Origin of the sequence: Cloacibacterium normanense (assembly GCF_003860565.1) — a bacterium.
GTDB classification, from domain to species: domain Bacteria; phylum Bacteroidota; class Bacteroidia; order Flavobacteriales; family Weeksellaceae; genus Cloacibacterium; species Cloacibacterium normanense.
In genome coordinates this window covers 2622044-2642416 of sequence record NZ_CP034157.1, presented here as the reverse complement: position 1 = coordinate 2642416, position 20373 = coordinate 2622044, and the positions used below count along the sequence as shown (strand labels likewise).

Sequence of the window (20373 nt, the reverse complement as noted above, 5' to 3'; positions counted from 1 at the left end):
TTGAAATATAGTTTTACAGACTTTCTAATTTCAAATCTCAATTTTTAAAATGATAAAAACAGATGTATTGGTAATCGGCTCAGGAATTTCGGGACTTTCTTACGCCATTAAAATTTCTGAAAAATTACCAGATGCTAAAATCACCATCGTCACCAAAGCGGAAGAAGACGAAACCAACACCAAATATGCACAAGGTGGATTGGCTGTGGTGATGGATTTAGACACAGATAATTTCCAGAAACATATAGACGATACCATGCGTGCTGGAGATTACGAAAACAATAGAGAAGTGGTAGAAATGGTTATCAAAGAAGGACCAGACCGTTTCCGTGAGATTGTAGAATGGGGCGTAAATTTTGACAAAAAAGAAGATGGCGAGTTTAAACTCGGAAGAGAAGGTGGTCACACCGAATTTAGAATTGTTCACCATAAAGATATTACAGGTGCCGAAATAGAACGGGCACTTTTAGAATATTGCAACAAATCTCCGAATATAGAAATTCTTGATTATCATTACGTTATTGATTTAATCACTCAACACCACATTCCCAATAAAAACTTTGATTTAGAAAATATTTCTTGTTATGGAGCTTATGTTCTAGACCAAAAAAATAAAAAAATAAAAAAAATTACCGCAAAAGTAACCATGGTAGCAACTGGAGGAGCTGGTCACGTTTATAAAAACACCACAAATCCAAAAATTGCCACAGGAGACGGAATTGCTTTTGTACACAGAGCTCGCGGCAAAGTTTCTAACATGCAATACATTCAGTTTCATCCTACTGCAATGTATTCTAAACGAGACGGAATGCTCTTCCTAATTTCGGAAGCAGTACGCGGTGACGGCGCAAAACTCAGAACCAAAAATGGTGAAAAATTCATGCATAAATATGATGAGCGAGAAGAATTAGCTTCGCGAGATATTGTCGCAAGAGCCATTGACAACGAAATGAAAATTTCTGGTGATGAATATGTAGGCCTTGATTGTAGAGAAATGGATAAAGAAAAATTTATAGAACATTTTCCTAATATTTATCAAAAATGCATGGATGAAGGAATTGATCCATTTAAACAACTGATTCCTGTGGTTCCCGCTAGTCATTATTTAATGGGCGGAATCGTGGTAGATAAAGACGGACAATCTTCTATCAAAAATCTATTTGCAGTGGGAGAATGCACCAATTCTGGATTGCACGGCGCAAATCGTCTCGCTTCTAATTCACTTTTGGAAGGTTTGGTTTATGGTCATAATGCTGCGATGAAATCTATAGAATTGCTTCACAAAGATGAATTTAATTACTTCGACCTAGAAAATGTACCAGAATGGAATGAAGAAGGCATGAAAGTAATGGAAGAAAAAGTACTCATCACTTATCTTAGAAAACAACTTCAAGAAATGATGAGCGATTTGGTAAGTATCGTAAGAAGCAACGAGAGATTGCAACTTGCTCAAAAAAAACAAAGAGAAATCTACGAAGCGGTTACAGAATTGTATAATTATTCAGTAATTTCGCCAGAATTATCAGAATTAAGAAATCTGGTGAATGTTTCTTACCTTATTATTAAGCATTCTTTGGCGATGAAAGAAAACAAAGGTGCTTTTTACAATAAAGATTTTGCTTAATGATTCATCACAGATAAAAACTTGAAATTTACATCTATGAAACGTCCACATTACGTAACCGATAAAGCCTTAAAACAATTTATAAAATCTGCTTTAGAAGAAGATATTCAAAGCGGTGACCACTCTACCCTTTCTACCATTCCTAAAGAATTGGTACAAAGTGCTAAACTTTTGGTAAAAGAAGACTGTATTTTGGCTGGTGTAGAATTAGCAGAAATTATTTTTAAAACTTTTGACAAAGATTTAAAAGTAGAGGTTTTTATTAAAGATGGAGAAAACGCAAAAGTTGGCGACATTGCTTTCATCGTTACAGGAAGTGCGCGTTCTATCCTTTCTACAGAAAGATTAGTGCTAAATTGCATGCAAAGAATGAGCGGAATTGCTACTTTAACTCATGAATGGGACTCTAGACTTTTAGGAACCAAAACCAAATTGCTTGACACGAGAAAAACTACTCCAAATTTCAGAATTTGTGAAAAATGGGCGGTAGCAATTGGCGGCGGAACCAATCACAGATACGGATTGTATGATATGATTATGCTAAAAGACAATCACATAGATTACAACGGAAGCATTACCAATGCAGTGAAAATGACGCAAGACTACCTCAAAAAAAATAAATTAAAACTAAAGGTAGAAGTAGAAACCAGAAATCTAGCCGAAGTAGAAGAAGCTGCAAAACTTGCAGGAAAAGGAATTGATAGAATTATGCTAGATAATATGGATGTAAAAACCATGACAGAAGCGGTAAAAATAATTGCAGGAAAGTGTGAGACCGAAGCTTCAGGAGGAATTTCAAGAGACCAACTAAACGAAATCGCAAGAACAGGTGTCACTTATATTTCTGCAGGAGCACTTACCCATTCCGCAGAAAATATAGATTTAAGTTTAAAAGCCATAAAAAATTAAAAATAATAAAAATACGCTAATAGCGTGTTTTTTTGTATCAAATTGAAAATCAAAAGTTTCATTGTGGATAAAAAATTATGGATTTCATAAAATTTTAACACTATGTTAATTTTAGTTAAAAAAAAAAAATGTATTTTGCATAGCGATAAAACAATGTTTGAAATAATATAACTTTATGAAAATCAACTATTTAGGAAAGTCAAGACTTTCTGTGGTTATTGTATTAAGTGCTGCTAGTGTAGCATTTGCGCAAAAAACTAAAGATTCTATCAACTCAAAAGACATAGAACAAGTAGTTCTTACTGGGGTGGCAGATATCGCTAAGGACAGAAAAACTCCAGTTGCTGTTTCTACTATTAAAGAAGCACAAATTGTAGAAAAATTGGGTAACCAAGAATTCCCAGAAGTCCTAAACACTACTCCTTCTGTGTATGCAACTAAATCTGGTGGAGGTTTTGGAGACTCTAAAATTAACATTAGAGGTTTTGCTCAAGAAAACGTAGCGGTAATGATCAATGGGGTTCCTGTAAACGATATGGAAAACGGAGCTGTATATTGGTCAAACTGGGCTGGTCTATCAGATGTAACTTCTGCTATGCAAGTACAGAGAGGTCTAGGTTCATCTAAATTAGCTATTGCTTCTGTAGGTGGTACTATTAACGTAGTAACTAGAGCTGCTGACAAAAAACAAGGAGGAATTGTTTCTATAGGTGTTGCTAATGACGATTACTTAAAAACTCTATTTGCTTACAATAGCGGTAAAATGTCTACAGGATGGTCTACTTCTTTCCTTTTAAGTAGAACTGCTGGTAACATGTATGCTAATGGTACAGAATTCGAAGGATATAATTATTATTGGGCATTAGGTTACCAAAACGGTAAACATGATTTCCAATTTACCATTACTGGTGCTCCACAATGGCACAACCAAAGATCATCTTTCATTACTATCGCTAACTATATTAAATATGGTGGTGTAAATGGTGGTGATCCAAACAGAAAATATAACGCAGATTGGGGACTTCTAAATGGAGAGGAATACTCTATGAGAAGAAACTACTACCACAAACCAGTAATGTCTTTAAACTGGGACTGGAACATTTCTTCTGCTTCTAAACTTAATACAGTAGTATACGCTTCTTTTGGTAGAGGTGGTGGTACTGGAGACACTGGTTCAGTGGGAGGTAAAAACTTCTCAAACGCAGCTTGGAGACTTCCTGATGGAACGGCTAACTTTGACGCAATTTATGCAGCAAATGCAGCTTCTACACCTACAGCTGGTGTGTTAGTAAGAAGAGCTTCTATCAACTCTCACAACTGGTTTGGTATCATTTCTAGTTTTAACCAAAAAATTAATGACAACTTAAAACTTACCGCAGGTATTGATGGTAGATATTACTATGGTTACCACTACCAAGTAGTAAGTGATTTCTTAGGAGCTACTGGCTTCAGAGATACTACTAACAAAAATGCTATTTCTACAAGTAACCCAACTGGTCAAAGAATTATCGTAAATTCTCATGATGCTACTCCTACTTGGAATCCTTTTGGAGGAAAAATTGATCCAGAAGCAGATATGATTTCTTACTGGAATGATGGAGAAGTACTTTGGTATGGTGGTTTCGGTCAGTTAGAATATTCTAATGATAATTTATCAGCATTTGTACAAGGTGCAGTTTCTAACCAAGGTTTCCAAAGAATTGACCACTTTATCGTAGATGGTGTTTCTTTATTAAACGGAACATTAGCATCTCCAACTAACCAACCTACTTCTAAAAACCCAGCACTTAATACTAAAACTGGTTTCAAAAATTTAGTTGGTTACAATATTAAAGGGGGAATCAACTATAATATTAATGATCACCATAACGTTTTTGGAAACATCGGTTACTATTCTAAGCAACCTTTCTTAAACGCTGTTTATCCTAACAATAAAAACTTCTTAAACCCAAATCTTACCAATGAAAAGATTTTTGGTGCTGAATTAGGATACGGTTTCCGTTCATCTGCTGTAAACCTTAACGTGAACGTTTATAGAACTTCTTGGAAAGATAGATTCTTAAGAAGAGGTAATTTAAATATTCCAGATCCAAACAACCCAGGAGTAACATTTACTAACGCATATGCTAACATTGCTGGAATTACTGAAATTCACAGAGGTGTAGAAGTAGATGGTAGCGTAAAAGTAAACCAATATTTATCTTTCACAGGTATGGTTTCTGTAGGAGATTGGTATTATGAAGGAAATGCAACTGGTACTTACTTCACTGAAACAAACGAAGAAATCGCTGGAACTAGCTTTGCTGGAACCACACTTTACTTAGACAAAGTAAAAGTAGGAGGATCTGCTCAGAATACTTATGCTGCAGGTTTCGTTCTTGAACCAGCTAAAAACTTCAAATTAGATGGAACATACAGATATGTTAACAATCTATACGCTAACGTAAACCCTATCAACTTCCAAAGTCAAGCTGCTGGAAACTTAGGTGCTCTTAAACTTCCTAGTTTTGGACTTTTTGATTTAGGTGCATCTTACAAGGTAAACCTTAATGCTAAGCAATACTTTACTCTAAGAGCAAACGTTTATAACGTTTTTGATAAAGTTTACATTGCAGAATCTAACACTAACTACCAGAGCAACCTTTCTGCAGCTGATTACGCAGCTTATGGTTCTTCTGCTCCTTCTTACACAAGCTATGTACAAGCAGGAGAATGGAACGGTGTTTCTCAACAAAACCAAGTTTTCTTTGGATTTGGTAGAACTTGGGCTGCAACATTCTCATTCAACTTCTAAAAACAATTTTAGATTTTATAAATCACGAATCCCGGCTATATTTGCCGGGATTTTTTATATTTGTAACAAATAAAAAATATGGATACATTTAACATTATTAGAGAAGCTCACAAAGGTTTCGGTTATTTAATTTTAGTAGCAGCATTAGTTTTCATCGTAGCATTATTGTTGGCTATGTTTGGTTATTCTGGTAAAATCAGCAAGCTATTAAAAAAATCTACCCTTTTTACCATGATTTTGTTTCACCTACAATTTTTAATCGGGATTGCAATGCTTGTTTTTTCTCCAGGACTAAAAGCAGCATTAGAAAAAGGAACATTAATGAGCAATTCGTACAATAGAGTAACTTTCGTAGAGCATCCTTTTTCTATGCTCGTGGCAGCTATTTTATTGACCATTATCAACAAATATTTAAAAAAGAACGAAACCTTAGCACTAAAAGTAGTTTTCATGGGAGTTCTGGCATTGCTATTATTTGGCTACGCTTTCCCTTGGGCTAAAGTTTTCGGAGTATAAAAAAGGAAAGGTGTAAAATTGATTTAAATCATTTTATCGCAAAAGATAATTTTTACTATCTTTGTAAAAAATTTAGATAAATTTTCCATTAAACAATTTTCAAAAGGATTATTTATAACGAATTTTATTAAATATTAGATTTAAGCAATATTTTACACCTTTAACTTTTTAAAAAATTTAAAACAATTTCAATTATGAAAATCGCAGTAGTAGGCGCAACCGGAATGGTAGGCCAAGTTATGTTGAAAGTTTTGGAAGAAAGAAATCTTCCTATTACAGAATTAATTCCTGTAGCATCAGAAAAATCTGTAGGAAAGAAAATCACTTTCAAGAGTAAACAGTATGACATCGTTTCTATGCAAACTGCGATTTCTATGAAACCTGAAATTGCTATTTTCTCCGCAGGAGGTTCTACTTCACTAGAATACGCTCCTAAATTTGCAGAAGTAGGTTGCACTGTGATAGACAACTCTTCGGCTTGGAGAATGGACCCTACCAAAAAATTAGTGGTTCCAGAAATTAACGCTCACGTTTTAACCAAAGAAGATAAAATCATCGCAAACCCTAATTGCTCTACCATTCAAATGGTGATGGTTCTTAATCCTCTTCATTTAAAATACAAAGTAAAAAGAGTAATTGTTTCTACTTACCAATCAGTTTCAGGAACAGGAAAAGCTGCTGTAGACCAATTGAATGCAGAAATTGCAAATGCTGTAAATCCTGGTTCAGTAGAAGTAAACGCTGTTTATCCTTACCAAATTTTCAAAAATGCTTTACCACAGTGTGACGTTTTTGATGCAGATGATTACACTAAAGAAGAGCTTAAACTCATCAAAGAACCTAAAAAAATCATGGGAGATGATTCTATTAAAATTACAGCAACTGCGGTGAGAATTCCTGTACAAGGTGGTCACTCAGAAAGCGTAAATATAGAATTCGAAAACGATTTTGACTTAGAAGAAGTTAAAAATATTCTAGCCAATACTCCAGGAATTGTTCTTCAGGATGATGTAGAAAATAAAGTTTATCCTATGTGCTTCTACTCTGAAGGAAAAGACGAAGTTTTCGTAGGAAGAATCAGAAGAGACCTTTCTCAACCCAATACATTGAACTGCTGGATTGTAGCAGACAATCTGAGAAAAGGCGCCGCAACGAACGCGGTACAAATCGCAGAATATCTCATTGCAAAACAATTAGTATAAAAACATCCCGCAAAAAGCGGGATTTTTTGTTAGAACCTTCAAACTTTTAAAATTAAATACATGGAAGTCGCTACCATCAATAAAAACAAACAAAAATTTACTTTCCAGAGAAATGTAGCCATAGTAGGTGTCATTTTATTCATCGGAAAACTGATTGCATGGCATCTCACCAATTCTGATGCTGTTTTTTCAGATGCTATGGAAAGTATTGTGAATATTATTTCGGCTTTCATGGGATTATATTCCTTGTATTTGGCGGCTCAACCTAAAGACGAAAACCATCCTTATGGTCACGGAAAAGTAGAGTTTGTAACTTCTGGAGTAGAAGGTTCGCTGATTATTTTTGCAGGGATTATGATTATTGTAGAAGCGGTAGACAGTTTGCTTCACGGCAATACTTTGAAAAAATTAGATTATGGAATTCTTATTGTTTTAGCAACTGCCATTATCAATTATTTGATGGGATATTTTTCTATCAAAAAAGGAGAAAGAGAAAATTCTGTGGTTCTTATTTCTTCAGGAAAACATCTTCAATCAGACACTTGGACAACTTTGGGCGTAGTCATCAGTTTAGTTCTAGTGTATTTTACTAAAATTTATTGGATAGATGCAGCCGTAGCTTTGGTTTTCGGTTCTTACATCATCATTGTAGGTTACAAAATTGTAAGAAAATCACTCAGTGGAATTATGGACGAAGCTGACCCAGATTTATTGAAAGCTGTAGTAGAAGTTCTCGCCAAAAACCGAAAAAAAGAATGGATTGACATTCATAACATGAAAATCCAACAATACGGAAGTGGTTTACATATCGACGCTCACATTACGCTACCATGGTATGATACACTTAGAGAATCTCACCAAGAAATGGAAAACATCATCAAAACTTTAGCATCAGAAACCGAAAGACACGTAGAGTTTAACTTTCACATGGATGATTGCAAACCGCATTCTTGCGAAATTTGTCAACTAGAATGCGCGCACAGAATTCATGCTTTTAAAAAGAAAATAGAATGGACTCCAGAAAGTGTTTCTCAAGTTTCGAAACATTGTCTAGAAAACAATCCTTAATTTTTTTCAAGTTTTTTTCTGTAATAAAAAATAGGAATAATCAACAGTAAAATAATCGGCTGAATAACGAATCTCCTCACTGAAAAGGTAAAAAGATAACCTACTTCCATTTTTGAATAAAGGCACCAAAGATAAATCGGGAAGAAAAATAAAAACGCTATCGTAATTAAAGCAACAGCTTGCAAAGTCCATTTTTTATTTAAAAACATAAAATGAACTACAACTGCCGAGAAAAATAAATTCAACAAAAATCTTAACAAATGACTTATAATTAATTTCACCGAATCAAAATCTGGAATTGTTGCTACTTTATAATCTCCTTTGAAAAAAGCTAAAAATGGGTCGTAGAAAATTTTATCTTCTACAAAACGCACAGAAATTAATCCTAAAATCCCTACGAATACAAACAGCCAATTAAGAATTTTTCTCATGGGTAATGACAAATTTATTAATCCAAATTAACCACAGAACCACTACTCCACCATAAATAATTGCAGGAAAAAAATAATCGTGCGCAGGTTTAGTTAAAGCAGGAAAATCTACCACAATCATATTCAGTACATAAATTCTAAACAGATTTAAAATATAGAGCAAAACAATTCCTGCAAAAGCGAAATAAAACGTTTTTGCGCCTTTATAAAAAGCAAAAACAAACGCCAAGAACATGATCATCACCGAAACCGCATTACAACCTTCTACCATTCTGGTCGCCACTTTTCCATTGATATAAAACTGAACAGTTTCATGACTTGGAAAATCTTTAGTAACGGTTTCATAACCTGTAAAATTGAGCAAGAAGGCACTTTGGTCAGAAATAATTTTGGTAAAGCCATCAATATTTCCAGAAAATTGGTTCAAATACCATTGATACAAAAGAAATAGCAATAGCCAAATCCCCAAAAATCTAAGCAAAACCCACAATATTTCTTTGAAATCTTTCATATTATAACAAAAATACACAAAAAATCCCTTTTCAAATTATTATATTTGCTTGGTAATGAAAAATCAAGAAATAGCTCAACTTTTTTTCGAAGAGTTTTTAGGCGAAAAGGCAACCGAATTTTTGGCATTGCCTCAAAGTGGTTCTGCGCGAATGAATTTCATTGGAAAATCCTCGAATGAAACTTACGTGATTACTTACAACGAAAATCTTCTAGAAAACGAAGCGTTTTTCTATTTCACACAGGTTTTTTCAGATTTAAAGTTGAACACGCCTCAGATTTTTAAAATCAACGAAGAAAGAAAACTTTATATTCAGGAATTTTTGGGTGAAAAAACACTTTCTGAAATCATCGCTCTAGAAGGTGAATCTGAAAGAGTAAAATCTTTGGTCAAACAAACATTAAAACATTTATTTGAACTTCAAGAAAAGACCCAAAACAAAATAGATTTTTCTAAAACTTTCGAGTACGAAAAGTATGACGAACTGCCAATTACACATGATTTATACTACTTCAAAAATTATTTGATAGACATTTTAGAGTTGCCTTATCATAAATCTACTTTACTGAAAGAGTTCAAAAAAATTGTACAAAAAATAGAAAATCTAGCTCCAAAATCCTTGATGATAAGAGATTTTCAGGCAAGAAATATTTTGGTAAATGATCAAGATGAAGTTTTTTTCATCGATTATCAAGCGGCAATGGAAGGACCTGCTCTTTATGATGTGGTTTCTTTTCTCTTCCAAGCTAAAGCCAATTTTTCTGAAAATTTCAAAAATGAAATGCTGGAATATTACTTCTCTTCTCATCCTTTAGAACAAAGAAATGAATTAGAAAAATCTTTGAAATATTGTAAAATGATTCGTTTCATTCAGGTTTTAGGAGCGTATGGTTTTAGAGGAATTATTCAGAGAAAACCGCATTTTATCACAAGTTTAGAACAGGGAATTCAGAATTTAGTAGAATTTACCAAAACGGAACTCGAAATGAATGAATATCCAGAGCTAAAAAACTTAATTCTACAATTGAACACAACAGAAACTAAAAATAAAATTCAAAAATTAATTGATCTAAACCGTTAAGATTTTGAAATTTCAAAATTAATTAAGAGATTAAGAATATTAAGTTTAAAAACTAAAGTTTTTAAAAATGACAAAAAAGAAAGTAACTCAATTATCATATGAAATAATAGGACTTGCCATAAAAGTTCATAAAGAACTTGGCGCTGGTTTATTAGAAAGTATATATGAGGATTGTTTAAAATATGAGTTAGAAAAAAATGGCTATGACGTGAAACAACAGTTAACTGTTCCTATTATTTATGATAATAAAATTATGGAAACTAAATTAGTTGTTGATTTGTTGGTAAATGACACCATTGTTGTTGAATTAAAAGCAATTGAAGAAATATTACCAATTCATGAAGCTCAACTCCTAACATACATGAAAGTTCTAAAAAAACCACAAGGATTATTAATAAATTTTTTCTCCAAAAACATCACAAAATCCATGAAGCCTTTTGTTAATGAATATTTTAACATGCTTCCTGATTGATTTTTGATTTATCAAAAAAACTTAATTATCTTAATACCTTAATGGTTAAAAATAAAATCTTATTTTTTAAAAATGCATAAGCTTAAAATAGAAACTAAACGAATTAACCATTAAGATTTTGAAATTTCAAAATTAATTAAGAAATTAAGAACATTAAGTGAAAATAATGGAGTTGCAATTACTTAAAAATATTTTTTGATTTATCAAAAAAACTTAATTTTCTTAAAACCTTAATAAATACTTAATGGTTAAAAATAAAATCTTATTTTTTAAAAATGCATAAGCTTAAAATAGAAACTAAACGAATTAACCATTAAGATTTTGAAATTTCAAAATTAATTAAGAAATTAAGAACATTAAGTGAAAATAATGGAGTTGCAATTACTTAAAAATATTTTTTGATTTATCAAAAAAACTTAATTTTCTTAATACCTTAATAAATACTTAATGGTAAAAAATAAAAATCTTAATTTTAAAAAAATGAATAAACTAAACATAGACATTTACAGTTTTTCTTATAAAAAAGGTGGAATACCAGTAGACAACAGCGGAAATGGCGGCGGTTTTGTATTCGATTGCAGAGGAATTCTCAATCCGGGAAGAATAGAAGAATACAAACCTCAAACTGGTAACGATAAAGGCGTTCAAGAATTTCTAGAAACCAAAACTGAAATGCCTCAATTTATAGACCTCATCAAAAACTTAGTAAGCATTACCATCAATGATTATATCGCTCGTGGTTTTGACCATTTGCAAATAGCTTTTGGTTGTACTGGTGGTCAACACAGAAGTGTGTATTGCGCCATAAAACTCGGAGAATTTTTGCAGGAAAAATATCCAGAATTGGTAAATGTTTCGGTAACGCATAACGAACAACCTCAACTTAATTAACAATTGTAAAATCTGCAATTTTCATTCTATATGATTAAGAAAGCGCTCATTTTCGCAGCAGGAAAAGGAACTCGGTTAAAACCTTTTACAGATAGCCATCCTAAAGCTTTGGCTTTGGTAAATGATGTTCCGTTGCTGGAAAGAAATATAAAATATCTGCAAAGTTTTGGAGTTACAGAGTTTGTGATTAATGTGCATCATTTCGGGGAACAAATTGTAGAATTTTTAGAGAAAAAGAATCATTTTGGAGCTAAAATTGATATTTCTGATGAAAAACATGAACTTCTAGAAACTGGAGGTGGCTTGCTTTTTGCTCAAAAATATCTGGAAAACGAAGAGAACTTTCTCATCATGAATGCTGATATTCTTACCAATTTGAACATTCATGAATTGGTAAAATTTCATGAAACACATCTTCCATTAGCTACTTTGGCAGTTTCGGACAGAAATTCTTCCCGAAAACTTTTCTTTAACTCGGAAATGGTTTTAAAAGGTTGGATGAACAAAAATTCTGGGGAAACCAAAATGGCAGAATCGAATAATGCTTTTAAAGAATTGGCTTTCAGTGGAATACATTGTATTAATTCTTCTATCTTTGACAAAATAAAAAGAAGAGGAAAATTTTCTATCATGGAAGAATATTTGGATTTAATGTTTGAAAATAACATCTTAGGATTTCAGCACGAAGCCAAATTAATAGATGTAGGAAGACCAGAATCTGTGATAGAAGCGGAAAAATACTTTAAATAAATGAACCATTAAGTTTTCAAAATTTTTGAAAATCATTAAGAAATAAGTGCATTAAGGGGATTTTCTCTCTCAACTTAATTTTCTTAATTCCTTAATAAGAACTTAATGGTAAAATAAAACTAAATTTTTAAAAAAATGCTAGACGATAACGCATCAGAAGATAAAAGATTACAAGAAAGTTTAAGACAAAAAACTTGGGACGAAACCGTAACCAAAGATTCTTGGATGGTTTTCAAAGTGATGTCTGAATTTGTAGATGGCTACGAAAAATTAGCCAAAATAGGACCTTGTGTTTCTATTTTCGGTTCTGCAAGGCTAAAACCAGAAGACCCTTATTATCAAATGGCGGTAGACATTGCCAGAAAAATTACAGAAATTGGCTTCGGAGTCATTACTGGAGGTGGTCCTGGAATTATGGAAGCAGGGAACAAAGGAGCGAGAGAAGGCAACGGAAAATCCATTGGATTAAACATAGAATTACCATTTGAACAAAATTTTAATCCTTTTATAGATAAACCTTACTCGATTAATTTTGATTACTTTTTCGTAAGAAAAGTGATGTTTGTGAAGTATTCTCAAGGCTTCATCGTTTTACCTGGAGGTTTCGGAACACTGGATGAACTTTCGGAAGCATTAACATTAATTCAGACGCATAAAATCGGTAGATTCCCAATTGTTTTGGTGGGAACAGAATTTTGGAGCGGACTTCTGGATTGGTTTACCGGAACTTTGCTGAAAAATCATTTGATTAAAGAAGAAGATTTAAGTCTTTTCCGAGTGGTAGATACAGCAGATGAAGCCGTGGCTCACATTAAAGCTTTCTACGATAAATACTCTGTAAGTGTAAATTTCTAGAATTTGGCATAAGATTTGACATTTTTTATATACATTTGAAAAATATACAAACTTTGAAAAAAGTATTAAATAAGAAAAAAATGAAAAAATTTATAGGAATAATTGCAATAGGTTTAATCACAATGCTGATGAGTTTTACACTCTCAGATTTTTATTCTTCTATGACCAAGGTAGATTATGTAGAAGGCAGTAAAACGCTAAAATTCACTACAAAATTAAACTCTGGACACATTGCAGAAGTTTTAAAAATTAATCCTAATACTACTGCTTTTGAAGCGGAAGTGAAAAGATATGTAAATGACCATTTTGATGTGTATGTAAACGGTCAAAACAAAGCGCTTACGTTTACAGGAAGTCAAGTAAATGGAGAAAGTGTTTGGGTATATTTCGAAGCGAATGGCGTTTCTGATATTTCTAGCTTAAAAATTAAAAATAATCTTTTATTAGAAGCTTATCCTAAACAACTCAACTTGGTAAATATTGCTTATAAAGGTTCACAAAAAAACATGACCTTTATGCGAGGTAAAGAAGTAAACGAAGTTTCTTTCTAACAACAATTTTTAAAGATAAGAGTAAGCCTTACAGATTTTGTAAGGCTTTTTTTACGACTATAATTGTACGATATATTCTTTATGTAGTTATTGTGCTTTTGGAGCAAAATCTTTAGGCTAAAAACACCTTTCTTTTTCACAGAATAGAACAAATTATTTGAGATTTCATCATCAATATTTACCAAAAAAACAGCTTCATTTCTGAAGCTGTTTTATGAATATATATGCGAAGTTAGATTTATTTTCTACCTCTTACTTTTACATTATCAAGCTCCCAAGTTGCAGAAGCTGTAGCCGTAGAAGTATATTTAAATGCAACTACCACATTTTTACCTGCAAAATTAGAAATATCTAATTTACCTGAACTTACAAATGGTGCAAACTTACTTAAATCTGAGTCTAAAATTGGGTTAAGTTTAGTCCAAGTCGTAGTAGCATAGTTTCCTGTATAGTTATCTGTTACATAAACTTCTAACGGATTTGAAGGAACGCTTGCTCTACCATCAGTTTCAAAACTTAAGTAGTAATTTTTATATCCTGCAAGTGTAATAGGTTTAGAAATCAACCAGTCTTCATTACCGTTTCCGCTCATTACAACACATGGTTTTGGATTACCAAACTGTTGGATATTCCAAACAGCAGTTCCAAGAACGCTTACAGCCGTCCAGTTATTGGTTAATGCTCCAGAGAAATCTTCATTAAAAATGCTTTCAAATACTGGTGCTGGAGAGCCATCACATCTATTTCCATCAAAGTCTGCTCCAAGTGGATTGGTAATCCAAACTTCGTACTTGCCATTATATTTGGTTAATACACCATAAAGGTCTCCTTTTCCGCTATCAATTTGTCTGCTTGCAAAATTTGCAAAGCTACTTGTTGTAAGAGAAATTTTAGCTCCTGAACAATCTTCTAAAGTTCTAGAAGTATTAGAAGCACCAGCATAAGATTCTCCTAAATCATCATTAATGAATTGAAGGTCTTTAATTTTAATCCATCTTCCTACGTCACCATCAGTAAGATTTGTAATGGTTTTTTCTGTCGCTACCACTTCTGTGAAGTCTGTAGTTGGGAAGAAATATTTATATACATTACTAGGCGCAACCCTACCAACTAAAGTCTGATTACTAGAATTTGTAAATAACTCCCCTAATTGTACTTCGCCATTAACTGGTCCTACATAAAGATTCTTAAGGTTTATTAATAAATGTTTACCTACAAAAAATCTAGGGTCAGCATAAAGAGAAGTCATATCTATGTTTACTCTAATACCACCTGTCTTGTCTTCTACATAAATGTATTTAAATAAGTTACCAGTTTTATCATTTGCAGTTACTTGGGCTTTTAGGTATACATTATCGGTAACTTGAGTATAATTACCAGAAGTATATAATAATTTTAACTCTGAAACAGAAATTAATTTTTTTCCTTCAGTATTATAAGAACAAGAAGGTGTAGAGCCATCTAATCTTGCCCCTTTCATGTTAAGATCTGAAACTCTATTAATAAAAAATTGATAATCAGAATTAAATTTACTTAAAATACCAATAAAAGTACCGTTTCCTGAAGGCAATTGATCTGCCGCAAAAGATGCATAACCACTGTTTCTTACTACTCTAGAATTTATTGGAGTAGTCATTGTCGGGTCTACAATTTGTCTATTTACGGTAGTTCCATTTGGCGCATAAATGTTACAAAGTAAATTGATTGGAAATTCTGCATTATTTATTTGTACTAAAGCACCAATTAGAGGATCAACAGTAGAAGCATTCGTTAAACTTGCTAAAGTTATTACTTTAGGTACTATTTTCACTTTTGGAGCGCAAGATCTCACTAAGTGATTCCCTACTAATTTTTCTGGAATTCTACCAAAAGTACCCTTATTGGTTACTGGGTCCACATTCATATAACCCACTTGTAAAACATTACCATATTTACCAAAAGCTAAACCTTTTAGTTTGATGTATACTTTGGAACCTTGTGGGTAAGAAGTATAAGTACTTACAGCATCTACACTTACTACTAAACCTTGAGTAGGATTTTCTGGAGCATCTTGTAAATAAATCGTTTTATAAACGTTTCCAGATTCATCAGAAGAAGAAACATATCCTTCTATAATGATATCTTCTGTAATGGTAACATTATTTGTTGATGCTAAAGCAAAAGCTGCTTTTACCTCAGCAATCGTTTTAGTAGGCGTTAAATCTTGACACTTTCCTTGTAAATCTGGTGTCGAATAAACATCATCTTGTACACAACTAGTTAAAAAAACCGTAAGTGACAAAATGAAAATTCTTATAATTGAAAAATATTTTTTCATGTTTTAATATTAATAAAATTAAAATCTTAAATAAACATTAGCAAAGAAAGTAGTTCCTCTGTCATACCATAATTTCGGACCAAATAATGAAACTGGCGAAATTACATTATCTACATATGATTCTGTGAAGTTAGATTTTCTACCTTGTTCAAAACCACCTGTTACATAATCTCTATTATTTAGGATATTGTTTACGCTTAAACTAGCTCCTACTCTATATTTACCAAATAAGAATGACTTACCAATATTTGCATTAAGCATGAATTGGTCATCAAATTTCTTTTGTTTGTTTAATGCATCTACATCACTCTGAGTTACTACTTGTCCTGTAACTGGGTGAATATAATTATCACCAGTAGTTGGATCTGTGTAGAAGTTTGGAGTTCTATTTAATGCAGAGAAATCTAAATATTGATCCATTAAATAGTTTGCAGACATACCAAACCACCAATATTTAGTTGAGTTATATCTGAAGCTTAATGAAGCTGCTTTTTGTGGAGTTCCTGCAACTTTATAACCTTTAAGTTTTGCAGTTCCGATTTCGTCATAACCATTAGGATATAAATCTGAATCAATAGAAACATAAGCTGTAGGATTATTGCTAATAGTATAATCACCATAGCTTACTACTAAAACTGAAGTTAAAGTAGGGGTAATTTTTACATCAGCAGCAAATTCTGCTCCCATGTATTTTTTATCAATTCCTGATAAAATTTCTGCCACGAAAGCATCTTGTGCAGTTGCATCTGTACCTAACTGAATACCTTCTGCAAAATATCTAGAAATTTCTGTAGAGTTTTTGATTGAGGTATAGTAACCAGTTAATCTTAATTTAAGAACTTGACCTCTTGTAATATAACTGAAATCAGAAGAAGCAATTTCTTGGTTTTGCAAGTTTGGAGTTACAAAATCATTTACTCTTGGATTAATGAAAATCTCGTTCAATGTTGGTGCTAATGTAAAATAAGCTCCGTTTGCCACTAAGAAATTTCTACCATTAATCTTATAAGTAAGTTTACCTTTTGCACCATAGTCTAGAGAATTGTATACATCACTTTTCCCTTTAGAATTATTTAAATAGAAGTGGTTTCTGTAATGACCATCTCTGAATGATTCTGAATAAGAAGAGAAACCAGATAATACGAAGTTCCATCTTTTTAAATCTAACTCAGTAGAAATATTTAATGCAGCTGCATCTCTATTTAGGATATAAGAATATTGTGTTCTATCACCTTTGTAAACTCTAGTGCTCATTCCGTCTACGTTAAATGGTTTATCGCCACCGAACGCATCTAAATTATTTGCATAAGCAGCACCTAATAAATCTTTAATTCTTCTAAAGTTATCAGATTTTAGATTTTGATAGTTAAAGTTTACATTTAATTTCCAGTTGTCTTTTAATCTGGTATCAAAGTGAGAAACAAAGTTGATGGTTTTATCTCTATTTACATCTTCTACCATTGTATAAACAGCTCCTTTTTCAAGATTGTTTAAGTTAGCATTGTAAAGAGAAGCCCAATCGATTTGTTGACCAGCTTTATTTTGTCTCCAATCGTAGATTCCTCTAGCGTAAAGTGGTAAATAAGCATTAAATTCTGCAGCAGTAATATTATAGCCACCGTCACTATCATCATAAGTAGTTGGTGCGAAAATGTAGCTTGGTAATTTTCTATAATAAGTTGGGTTAGGATCTGCTCCATGGAACCAGTCTAATCTACTTCTAGCATCTTCACCTTGTTGGTAAGAGAAAGTAGAATTTAAATTAGATGATTTACCTATTTTCCAATAATGAGCCATTTGAAATACTGGTTCGAAAACTTTTCTAATTCTAGAATTTCTTTTCTCACCATCTTGCCATCCCCAATAAGAGTTGTAGTTTTTACCCGCTAAATCATATACTTCTTGTGTATTTGGACTGTTTGAACCTCTGTAAGTTGGTGAACCAAATGCTGTAAAGTTAAGAGCATGTCTTTCTCCTAATCTTTTTTCTACAGATAAGAAATATGCATAAGCATCTTGATAAGTACCTTCTATCACCCCTTCTTCTGCCCATCTTCTACTTGCAGAAATAGAGTAAGCCCATCCTTTTTTGTTAAGTCCACTGTTATAAGTAGCCATTGCTCTGTGGAAATAGCTTCTGTTAGTTAATGAATAAGCTAAAGAAGTTCCTTTTCTATAAGAAGAAGCTCTAGTATTGTAATATGTTACACCACCTAAGTTACCAAAAGTGAATTCTGAAGGAGTAAGATTTTCTACATTTTCTAATGGATATCTGGTTACGTCATTAAGACCTCCCCAGTTACTGAAATCTACTCTACCGTCATCATTTTTAGACATAGAAACACCGTTGAATAAAATATCTTCAAAACGATTATCTACACCTCTTGGTCTAAACCAATATGCTCCTAGTTCAAATGCCGCTACATTAGCAAAAGCATCTCTACCAGAGCTTAATAAACCTACTGTAGGTTGAGTACTGCCATTGTCTGAATCTTGAGTGTCAGAATCATCAATCGTGATAACTCCTAAATCTGCCATATCAAGCGAAGGAGCAAGAGAAATAGAACCTAAATCTTTTTTCTTCTCATTTGCATTAACATCAAATTCAATAATTTTGTGTTCAAAGCCAGGCTTCGAAATTGTAATGGAATAATGTCCCGGTTTCATATCCACAAATTGGAAATAGCCAATTTTATCAGCCGTAACATCATTGTCTGAATCTCTCAAATCAACTTCAGCATTTTCTACTGGTTTGCCTTGTGCATCTTTTAGATAGGCATAAACTGTAGTTTGCGCTTGTAGTGCTGAGAAAGAAAGTATCCCAAATATTGAGATAATTGATAATTTCTTAATCATAACTTATTTTATTTTTTTCCTTCTTTACAATAGTGAACTATTGAACCTACAAATTTATGTGAAATTTCCTTTACTTTAACTTTTTTTAATCTTTTTTTCACAAAAATTAAACCTAATAATTGTCATATTTTTTTTAATAATGTTTAATATCATGCTAATCTGGCATTTTTTTGGATATATATTTGCAAATAATTATATGCGTTATTCGAACTAAATGATTTAAATTTGTAACCCACTTTTTAATTTTATAAAATGAGAAAATATTTTAGCCTTATTGCAATAGCGATTTTCTTTATAGGATTTGCTCAAAAACCACAAGTTCAGGTTAAAAGAGCTACTATTGCTTTCCTAAATGTAGAAAACCTTTGGGATACCATCCCATCTGCTGATTACATTGATGGAACCTTACCTATCAATCACCCAAATTTCCATAGAAGCGTACCTATTGATTCTCTTAAATTTTTACCTGTAACAGAAGAATATAAAGGTCAATGGAGCGACGAATTACTTATTGGAAAAAAAGTAATCAGATACCAAAACTTAGCAGATGATTTTACTCCAAAAAGTGCTAAAAACTATAATTCTAAAGTTTACCAAACTAAACTTACCAACGAAGCAAAAGTAATATCTGAGCTAGGATATCAATACACCAAAACTTTACCCGCAATTGTAGGTTTAATAGAAGTAGAAAACAGACAAGTTGTTCAGGACTTAATTAAACAACCTGCGCTTAATAAAGTAGAATGGGGAATTGTACATTACAATTCTTATGACGCAAGAGGAATAGATGTAGCTGTAATTTACCAAAAGAAAAGATTTACTGTAACAGATTCTTACAAAAAAGAAGTGGTAAATTATAATGACGAAGGCAGAAGAAGTTACACCAGAGATGTTCTGGTAGTAAAAGGTTTATTAGACGGAGAGAAAATAGCGGTTTTCATGAACCACTGGCCAAGTAGAAGTGGTGGCGAAGCTGCATCTGCACCAAGAAGAAATGCTGCTGCCGCAGTTTTAAAAGCAGAAATGGATAAAATTAGAGCCGAAGAACCAGATAGACTTCTTTTTGCAATGGGCGACTTTAATGACGACCCGGTAAATGTAAGTTTAACAAAACATTTAGGAGCTGTAGGTGATAAAAAAGAATTATCAGAAGAAAGACCTTACTATAATTTAATGTATAAAATGTTCAAAAGCGGTGTAGCATCATTAGGTTACAGAGACGCTCCGAACTTATTTGACCAAATTATCGTATCTAAAAACGCTTTATCTGATACACTTCAAAAAAATTACAGCGTTTACAAAGCTGAAGTATTCGCTCCTTCTTACCTCATCACACCAAATGGACAATACAAAGGTTATCCTTTCCGTTCTTGGGCTGGAGATACTTTTACAGGAGGTTACAGTGACCACTTCCCTTCTTTAGTAGTTTTACAAAAAGAATTTACACCAGCTCAATAAGTTGTAAATAAATAAAAATTAGACCGCTTCAATTCTTTTGGAGCGGTTTTTGTTTTTTATGATTAACTTTACTTTAAAATAAAACCA

Annotated in this window: 17 protein-coding genes; 13 read left to right on the top strand and 4 right to left on the bottom strand. The window is 32.6% G+C overall.

Annotated features, from left to right (window positions below; translation table 11 throughout):
* The first annotated feature begins 49 nt into the window (after nucleotides 1-49).
* The 6 genes from nadB to EB819_RS12095 all read left to right on the top strand — a co-directional run bounded on the left by nadB (nucleotide 50) and on the right by EB819_RS12095 (nucleotide 8113).
* The gene (nadB, locus tag EB819_RS12120; protein ID WP_069800089.1) at nucleotides 50-1624 is read left to right on the top strand and encodes an L-aspartate oxidase; all 1575 of its coding nucleotides are present in this window, start codon (nucleotides 50-52) and stop codon (nucleotides 1622-1624) included.
* A gap of 36 nt (nucleotides 1625-1660) precedes the next feature.
* Entirely contained in the window at nucleotides 1661-2533 is an 873-nt protein-coding gene (gene nadC / locus EB819_RS12115; RefSeq protein ID WP_069800087.1) for a carboxylating nicotinate-nucleotide diphosphorylase, read from the top strand.
* Between the two features lie 175 nt (nucleotides 2534-2708).
* A complete protein-coding gene (locus EB819_RS12110) occupies nucleotides 2709-5327 on the top strand; it encodes a TonB-dependent receptor (protein WP_069800085.1) in 2619 nt (872 codons plus the stop codon).
* Nucleotides 5328-5405: 78 nt separating this feature from the next.
* Nucleotides 5406-5843, top strand: coding sequence for a hypothetical protein (locus tag EB819_RS12105; RefSeq protein ID WP_069800083.1), 438 nt, complete (start codon nucleotides 5406-5408; stop codon nucleotides 5841-5843).
* Between the two features lie 194 nt (nucleotides 5844-6037).
* Nucleotides 6038-7045: an aspartate-semialdehyde dehydrogenase gene (locus EB819_RS12100; RefSeq protein ID WP_069800081.1), complete on the top strand. Its 1008-nt coding sequence runs from the start codon at nucleotides 6038-6040 to the stop codon at nucleotides 7043-7045.
* A gap of 60 nt (nucleotides 7046-7105) precedes the next feature.
* A complete protein-coding gene (locus EB819_RS12095) occupies nucleotides 7106-8113 on the top strand; it encodes a cation diffusion facilitator family transporter (protein WP_069800079.1) in 1008 nt (335 codons plus the stop codon).
* Here EB819_RS12095 and EB819_RS12090 read toward each other — a convergent pair.
* Nucleotides 8110-8544 (bottom strand): exosortase F system-associated membrane protein, encoded by a 435-nt coding sequence (locus tag EB819_RS12090; protein WP_069800077.1) that lies wholly within the window; start codon nucleotides 8542-8544, stop codon nucleotides 8110-8112. The two genes, EB819_RS12095 and EB819_RS12090, sit on opposite strands and share 4 nt — an antisense overlap.
* Nucleotides 8528-9055 carry an exosortase family protein XrtF gene (gene xrtF, locus EB819_RS12085; protein ID WP_069800075.1) on the bottom strand — a complete coding sequence of 176 codons (528 nt, stop codon included), beginning with the start codon at nucleotides 9053-9055 and terminating at the stop codon, nucleotides 8528-8530. Before xrtF ends, EB819_RS12090 begins: the two co-directional genes overlap by 17 nt.
* 55 nt (nucleotides 9056-9110) lie before the next feature.
* On the opposite strand from xrtF, the gene EB819_RS12080 reads away from it, so the two are divergent.
* The 6 genes from EB819_RS12080 (at nucleotide 9111) to EB819_RS12055 (ending at nucleotide 13655) form a co-directional block, all read left to right on the top strand.
* Nucleotides 9111-10136: an aminoglycoside phosphotransferase family protein gene (locus EB819_RS12080; RefSeq protein WP_069800073.1), complete on the top strand. Its 1026-nt coding sequence runs from the start codon at nucleotides 9111-9113 to the stop codon at nucleotides 10134-10136.
* 67 nt (nucleotides 10137-10203) lie between these two features.
* Nucleotides 10204-10608, top strand: a complete 405-nt coding sequence (locus EB819_RS12075; protein ID WP_069800071.1) for a GxxExxY protein — start codon at nucleotides 10204-10206, stop codon at nucleotides 10606-10608.
* Nucleotides 10609-11088: 480 nt separating this feature from the next.
* The gene (locus tag EB819_RS12070; RefSeq protein WP_245993164.1) at nucleotides 11089-11499 is read left to right on the top strand and encodes a RapZ C-terminal domain-containing protein; all 411 of its coding nucleotides are present in this window, start codon (nucleotides 11089-11091) and stop codon (nucleotides 11497-11499) included.
* A 30-nt stretch (nucleotides 11500-11529) separates the two neighbouring features.
* The gene (locus tag EB819_RS12065; protein WP_069800067.1) at nucleotides 11530-12249 is read left to right on the top strand and encodes a nucleotidyltransferase family protein; all 720 of its coding nucleotides are present in this window, start codon (nucleotides 11530-11532) and stop codon (nucleotides 12247-12249) included.
* A gap of 135 nt (nucleotides 12250-12384) precedes the next feature.
* Nucleotides 12385-13104 (top strand): LOG family protein, encoded by a 720-nt coding sequence (locus tag EB819_RS12060; RefSeq protein WP_069800065.1) that lies wholly within the window; start codon nucleotides 12385-12387, stop codon nucleotides 13102-13104.
* Between the two features lie 80 nt (nucleotides 13105-13184).
* Nucleotides 13185-13655, top strand: coding sequence for a DUF6702 family protein (locus tag EB819_RS12055; RefSeq protein WP_069800189.1), 471 nt, complete (start codon nucleotides 13185-13187; stop codon nucleotides 13653-13655).
* A gap of 238 nt (nucleotides 13656-13893) precedes the next feature.
* Here EB819_RS12055 and EB819_RS12050 read toward each other — a convergent pair whose 3' ends face one another.
* Together EB819_RS12050 and EB819_RS12045 are read right to left on the bottom strand one after the other, a co-directional pair.
* The gene (locus EB819_RS12050) at nucleotides 13894-15972 is read right to left on the bottom strand and encodes a DUF5689 domain-containing protein (RefSeq protein ID WP_069800063.1); all 2079 of its coding nucleotides are present in this window, start codon (nucleotides 15970-15972) and stop codon (nucleotides 13894-13896) included.
* Nucleotides 15973-15990: 18 nt separating this feature from the next.
* The gene (locus EB819_RS12045) at nucleotides 15991-18828 is read right to left on the bottom strand and encodes a carboxypeptidase-like regulatory domain-containing protein (RefSeq protein ID WP_069800061.1); all 2838 of its coding nucleotides are present in this window, start codon (nucleotides 18826-18828) and stop codon (nucleotides 15991-15993) included.
* Between the two features lie 252 nt (nucleotides 18829-19080).
* Between EB819_RS12045 and EB819_RS12040 the strand changes: the two genes are divergently transcribed.
* Nucleotides 19081-20286, top strand: coding sequence for an endonuclease/exonuclease/phosphatase family protein (locus EB819_RS12040; RefSeq protein WP_069800059.1), 1206 nt, complete (start codon nucleotides 19081-19083; stop codon nucleotides 20284-20286).
* The last annotated feature ends 87 nt before the right edge of the window (nucleotides 20287-20373 follow it).

Bases quoted from the DNA above. Each gene is read 5' to 3' on its own strand.
- EB819_RS12065 (WP_069800067.1), top strand. From the start codon at position 11,530: ATGATTAAGAAAGCGCTCATTTTCGCAGCAGGAAAAGGAACTCGGTTA.
- EB819_RS12040 (WP_069800059.1), top strand. From the start codon at position 19,081: ATGAGAAAATATTTTAGCCTTATTGCAATAGCGATTTTCTTTATAGGA.
- nadB (WP_069800089.1), top strand. From the start codon at position 50: ATGATAAAAACAGATGTATTGGTAATCGGCTCAGGAATTTCGGGACTT.
- EB819_RS12070 (WP_245993164.1), top strand. From the start codon at position 11,089: ATGAATAAACTAAACATAGACATTTACAGTTTTTCTTATAAAAAAGGT.
- EB819_RS12075 (WP_069800071.1), top strand. From the start codon at position 10,204: ATGACAAAAAAGAAAGTAACTCAATTATCATATGAAATAATAGGACTT.
- EB819_RS12105 (WP_069800083.1), top strand. From the start codon at position 5,406: ATGGATACATTTAACATTATTAGAGAAGCTCACAAAGGTTTCGGTTAT.
- xrtF (WP_069800075.1), bottom strand. From the start codon at position 9,055: ATGAAAGATTTCAAAGAAATATTGTGGGTTTTGCTTAGATTTTTGGGG.
- nadC (WP_069800087.1), top strand. From the start codon at position 1,661: ATGAAACGTCCACATTACGTAACCGATAAAGCCTTAAAACAATTTATA.
- EB819_RS12110 (WP_069800085.1), top strand. From the start codon at position 2,709: ATGAAAATCAACTATTTAGGAAAGTCAAGACTTTCTGTGGTTATTGTA.
- EB819_RS12055 (WP_069800189.1), top strand. From the start codon at position 13,185: ATGAAAAAATTTATAGGAATAATTGCAATAGGTTTAATCACAATGCTG.
- EB819_RS12060 (WP_069800065.1), top strand. From the start codon at position 12,385: ATGCTAGACGATAACGCATCAGAAGATAAAAGATTACAAGAAAGTTTA.
- EB819_RS12095 (WP_069800079.1), top strand. From the start codon at position 7,106: ATGGAAGTCGCTACCATCAATAAAAACAAACAAAAATTTACTTTCCAG.
- EB819_RS12050 (WP_069800063.1), bottom strand. From the start codon at position 15,972: ATGAAAAAATATTTTTCAATTATAAGAATTTTCATTTTGTCACTTACG.
- EB819_RS12045 (WP_069800061.1), bottom strand. From the start codon at position 18,828: ATGATTAAGAAATTATCAATTATCTCAATATTTGGGATACTTTCTTTC.
- EB819_RS12100 (WP_069800081.1), top strand. From the start codon at position 6,038: ATGAAAATCGCAGTAGTAGGCGCAACCGGAATGGTAGGCCAAGTTATG.
- EB819_RS12080 (WP_069800073.1), top strand. From the start codon at position 9,111: ATGAAAAATCAAGAAATAGCTCAACTTTTTTTCGAAGAGTTTTTAGGC.
- EB819_RS12090 (WP_069800077.1), bottom strand. From the start codon at position 8,544: ATGAGAAAAATTCTTAATTGGCTGTTTGTATTCGTAGGGATTTTAGGA.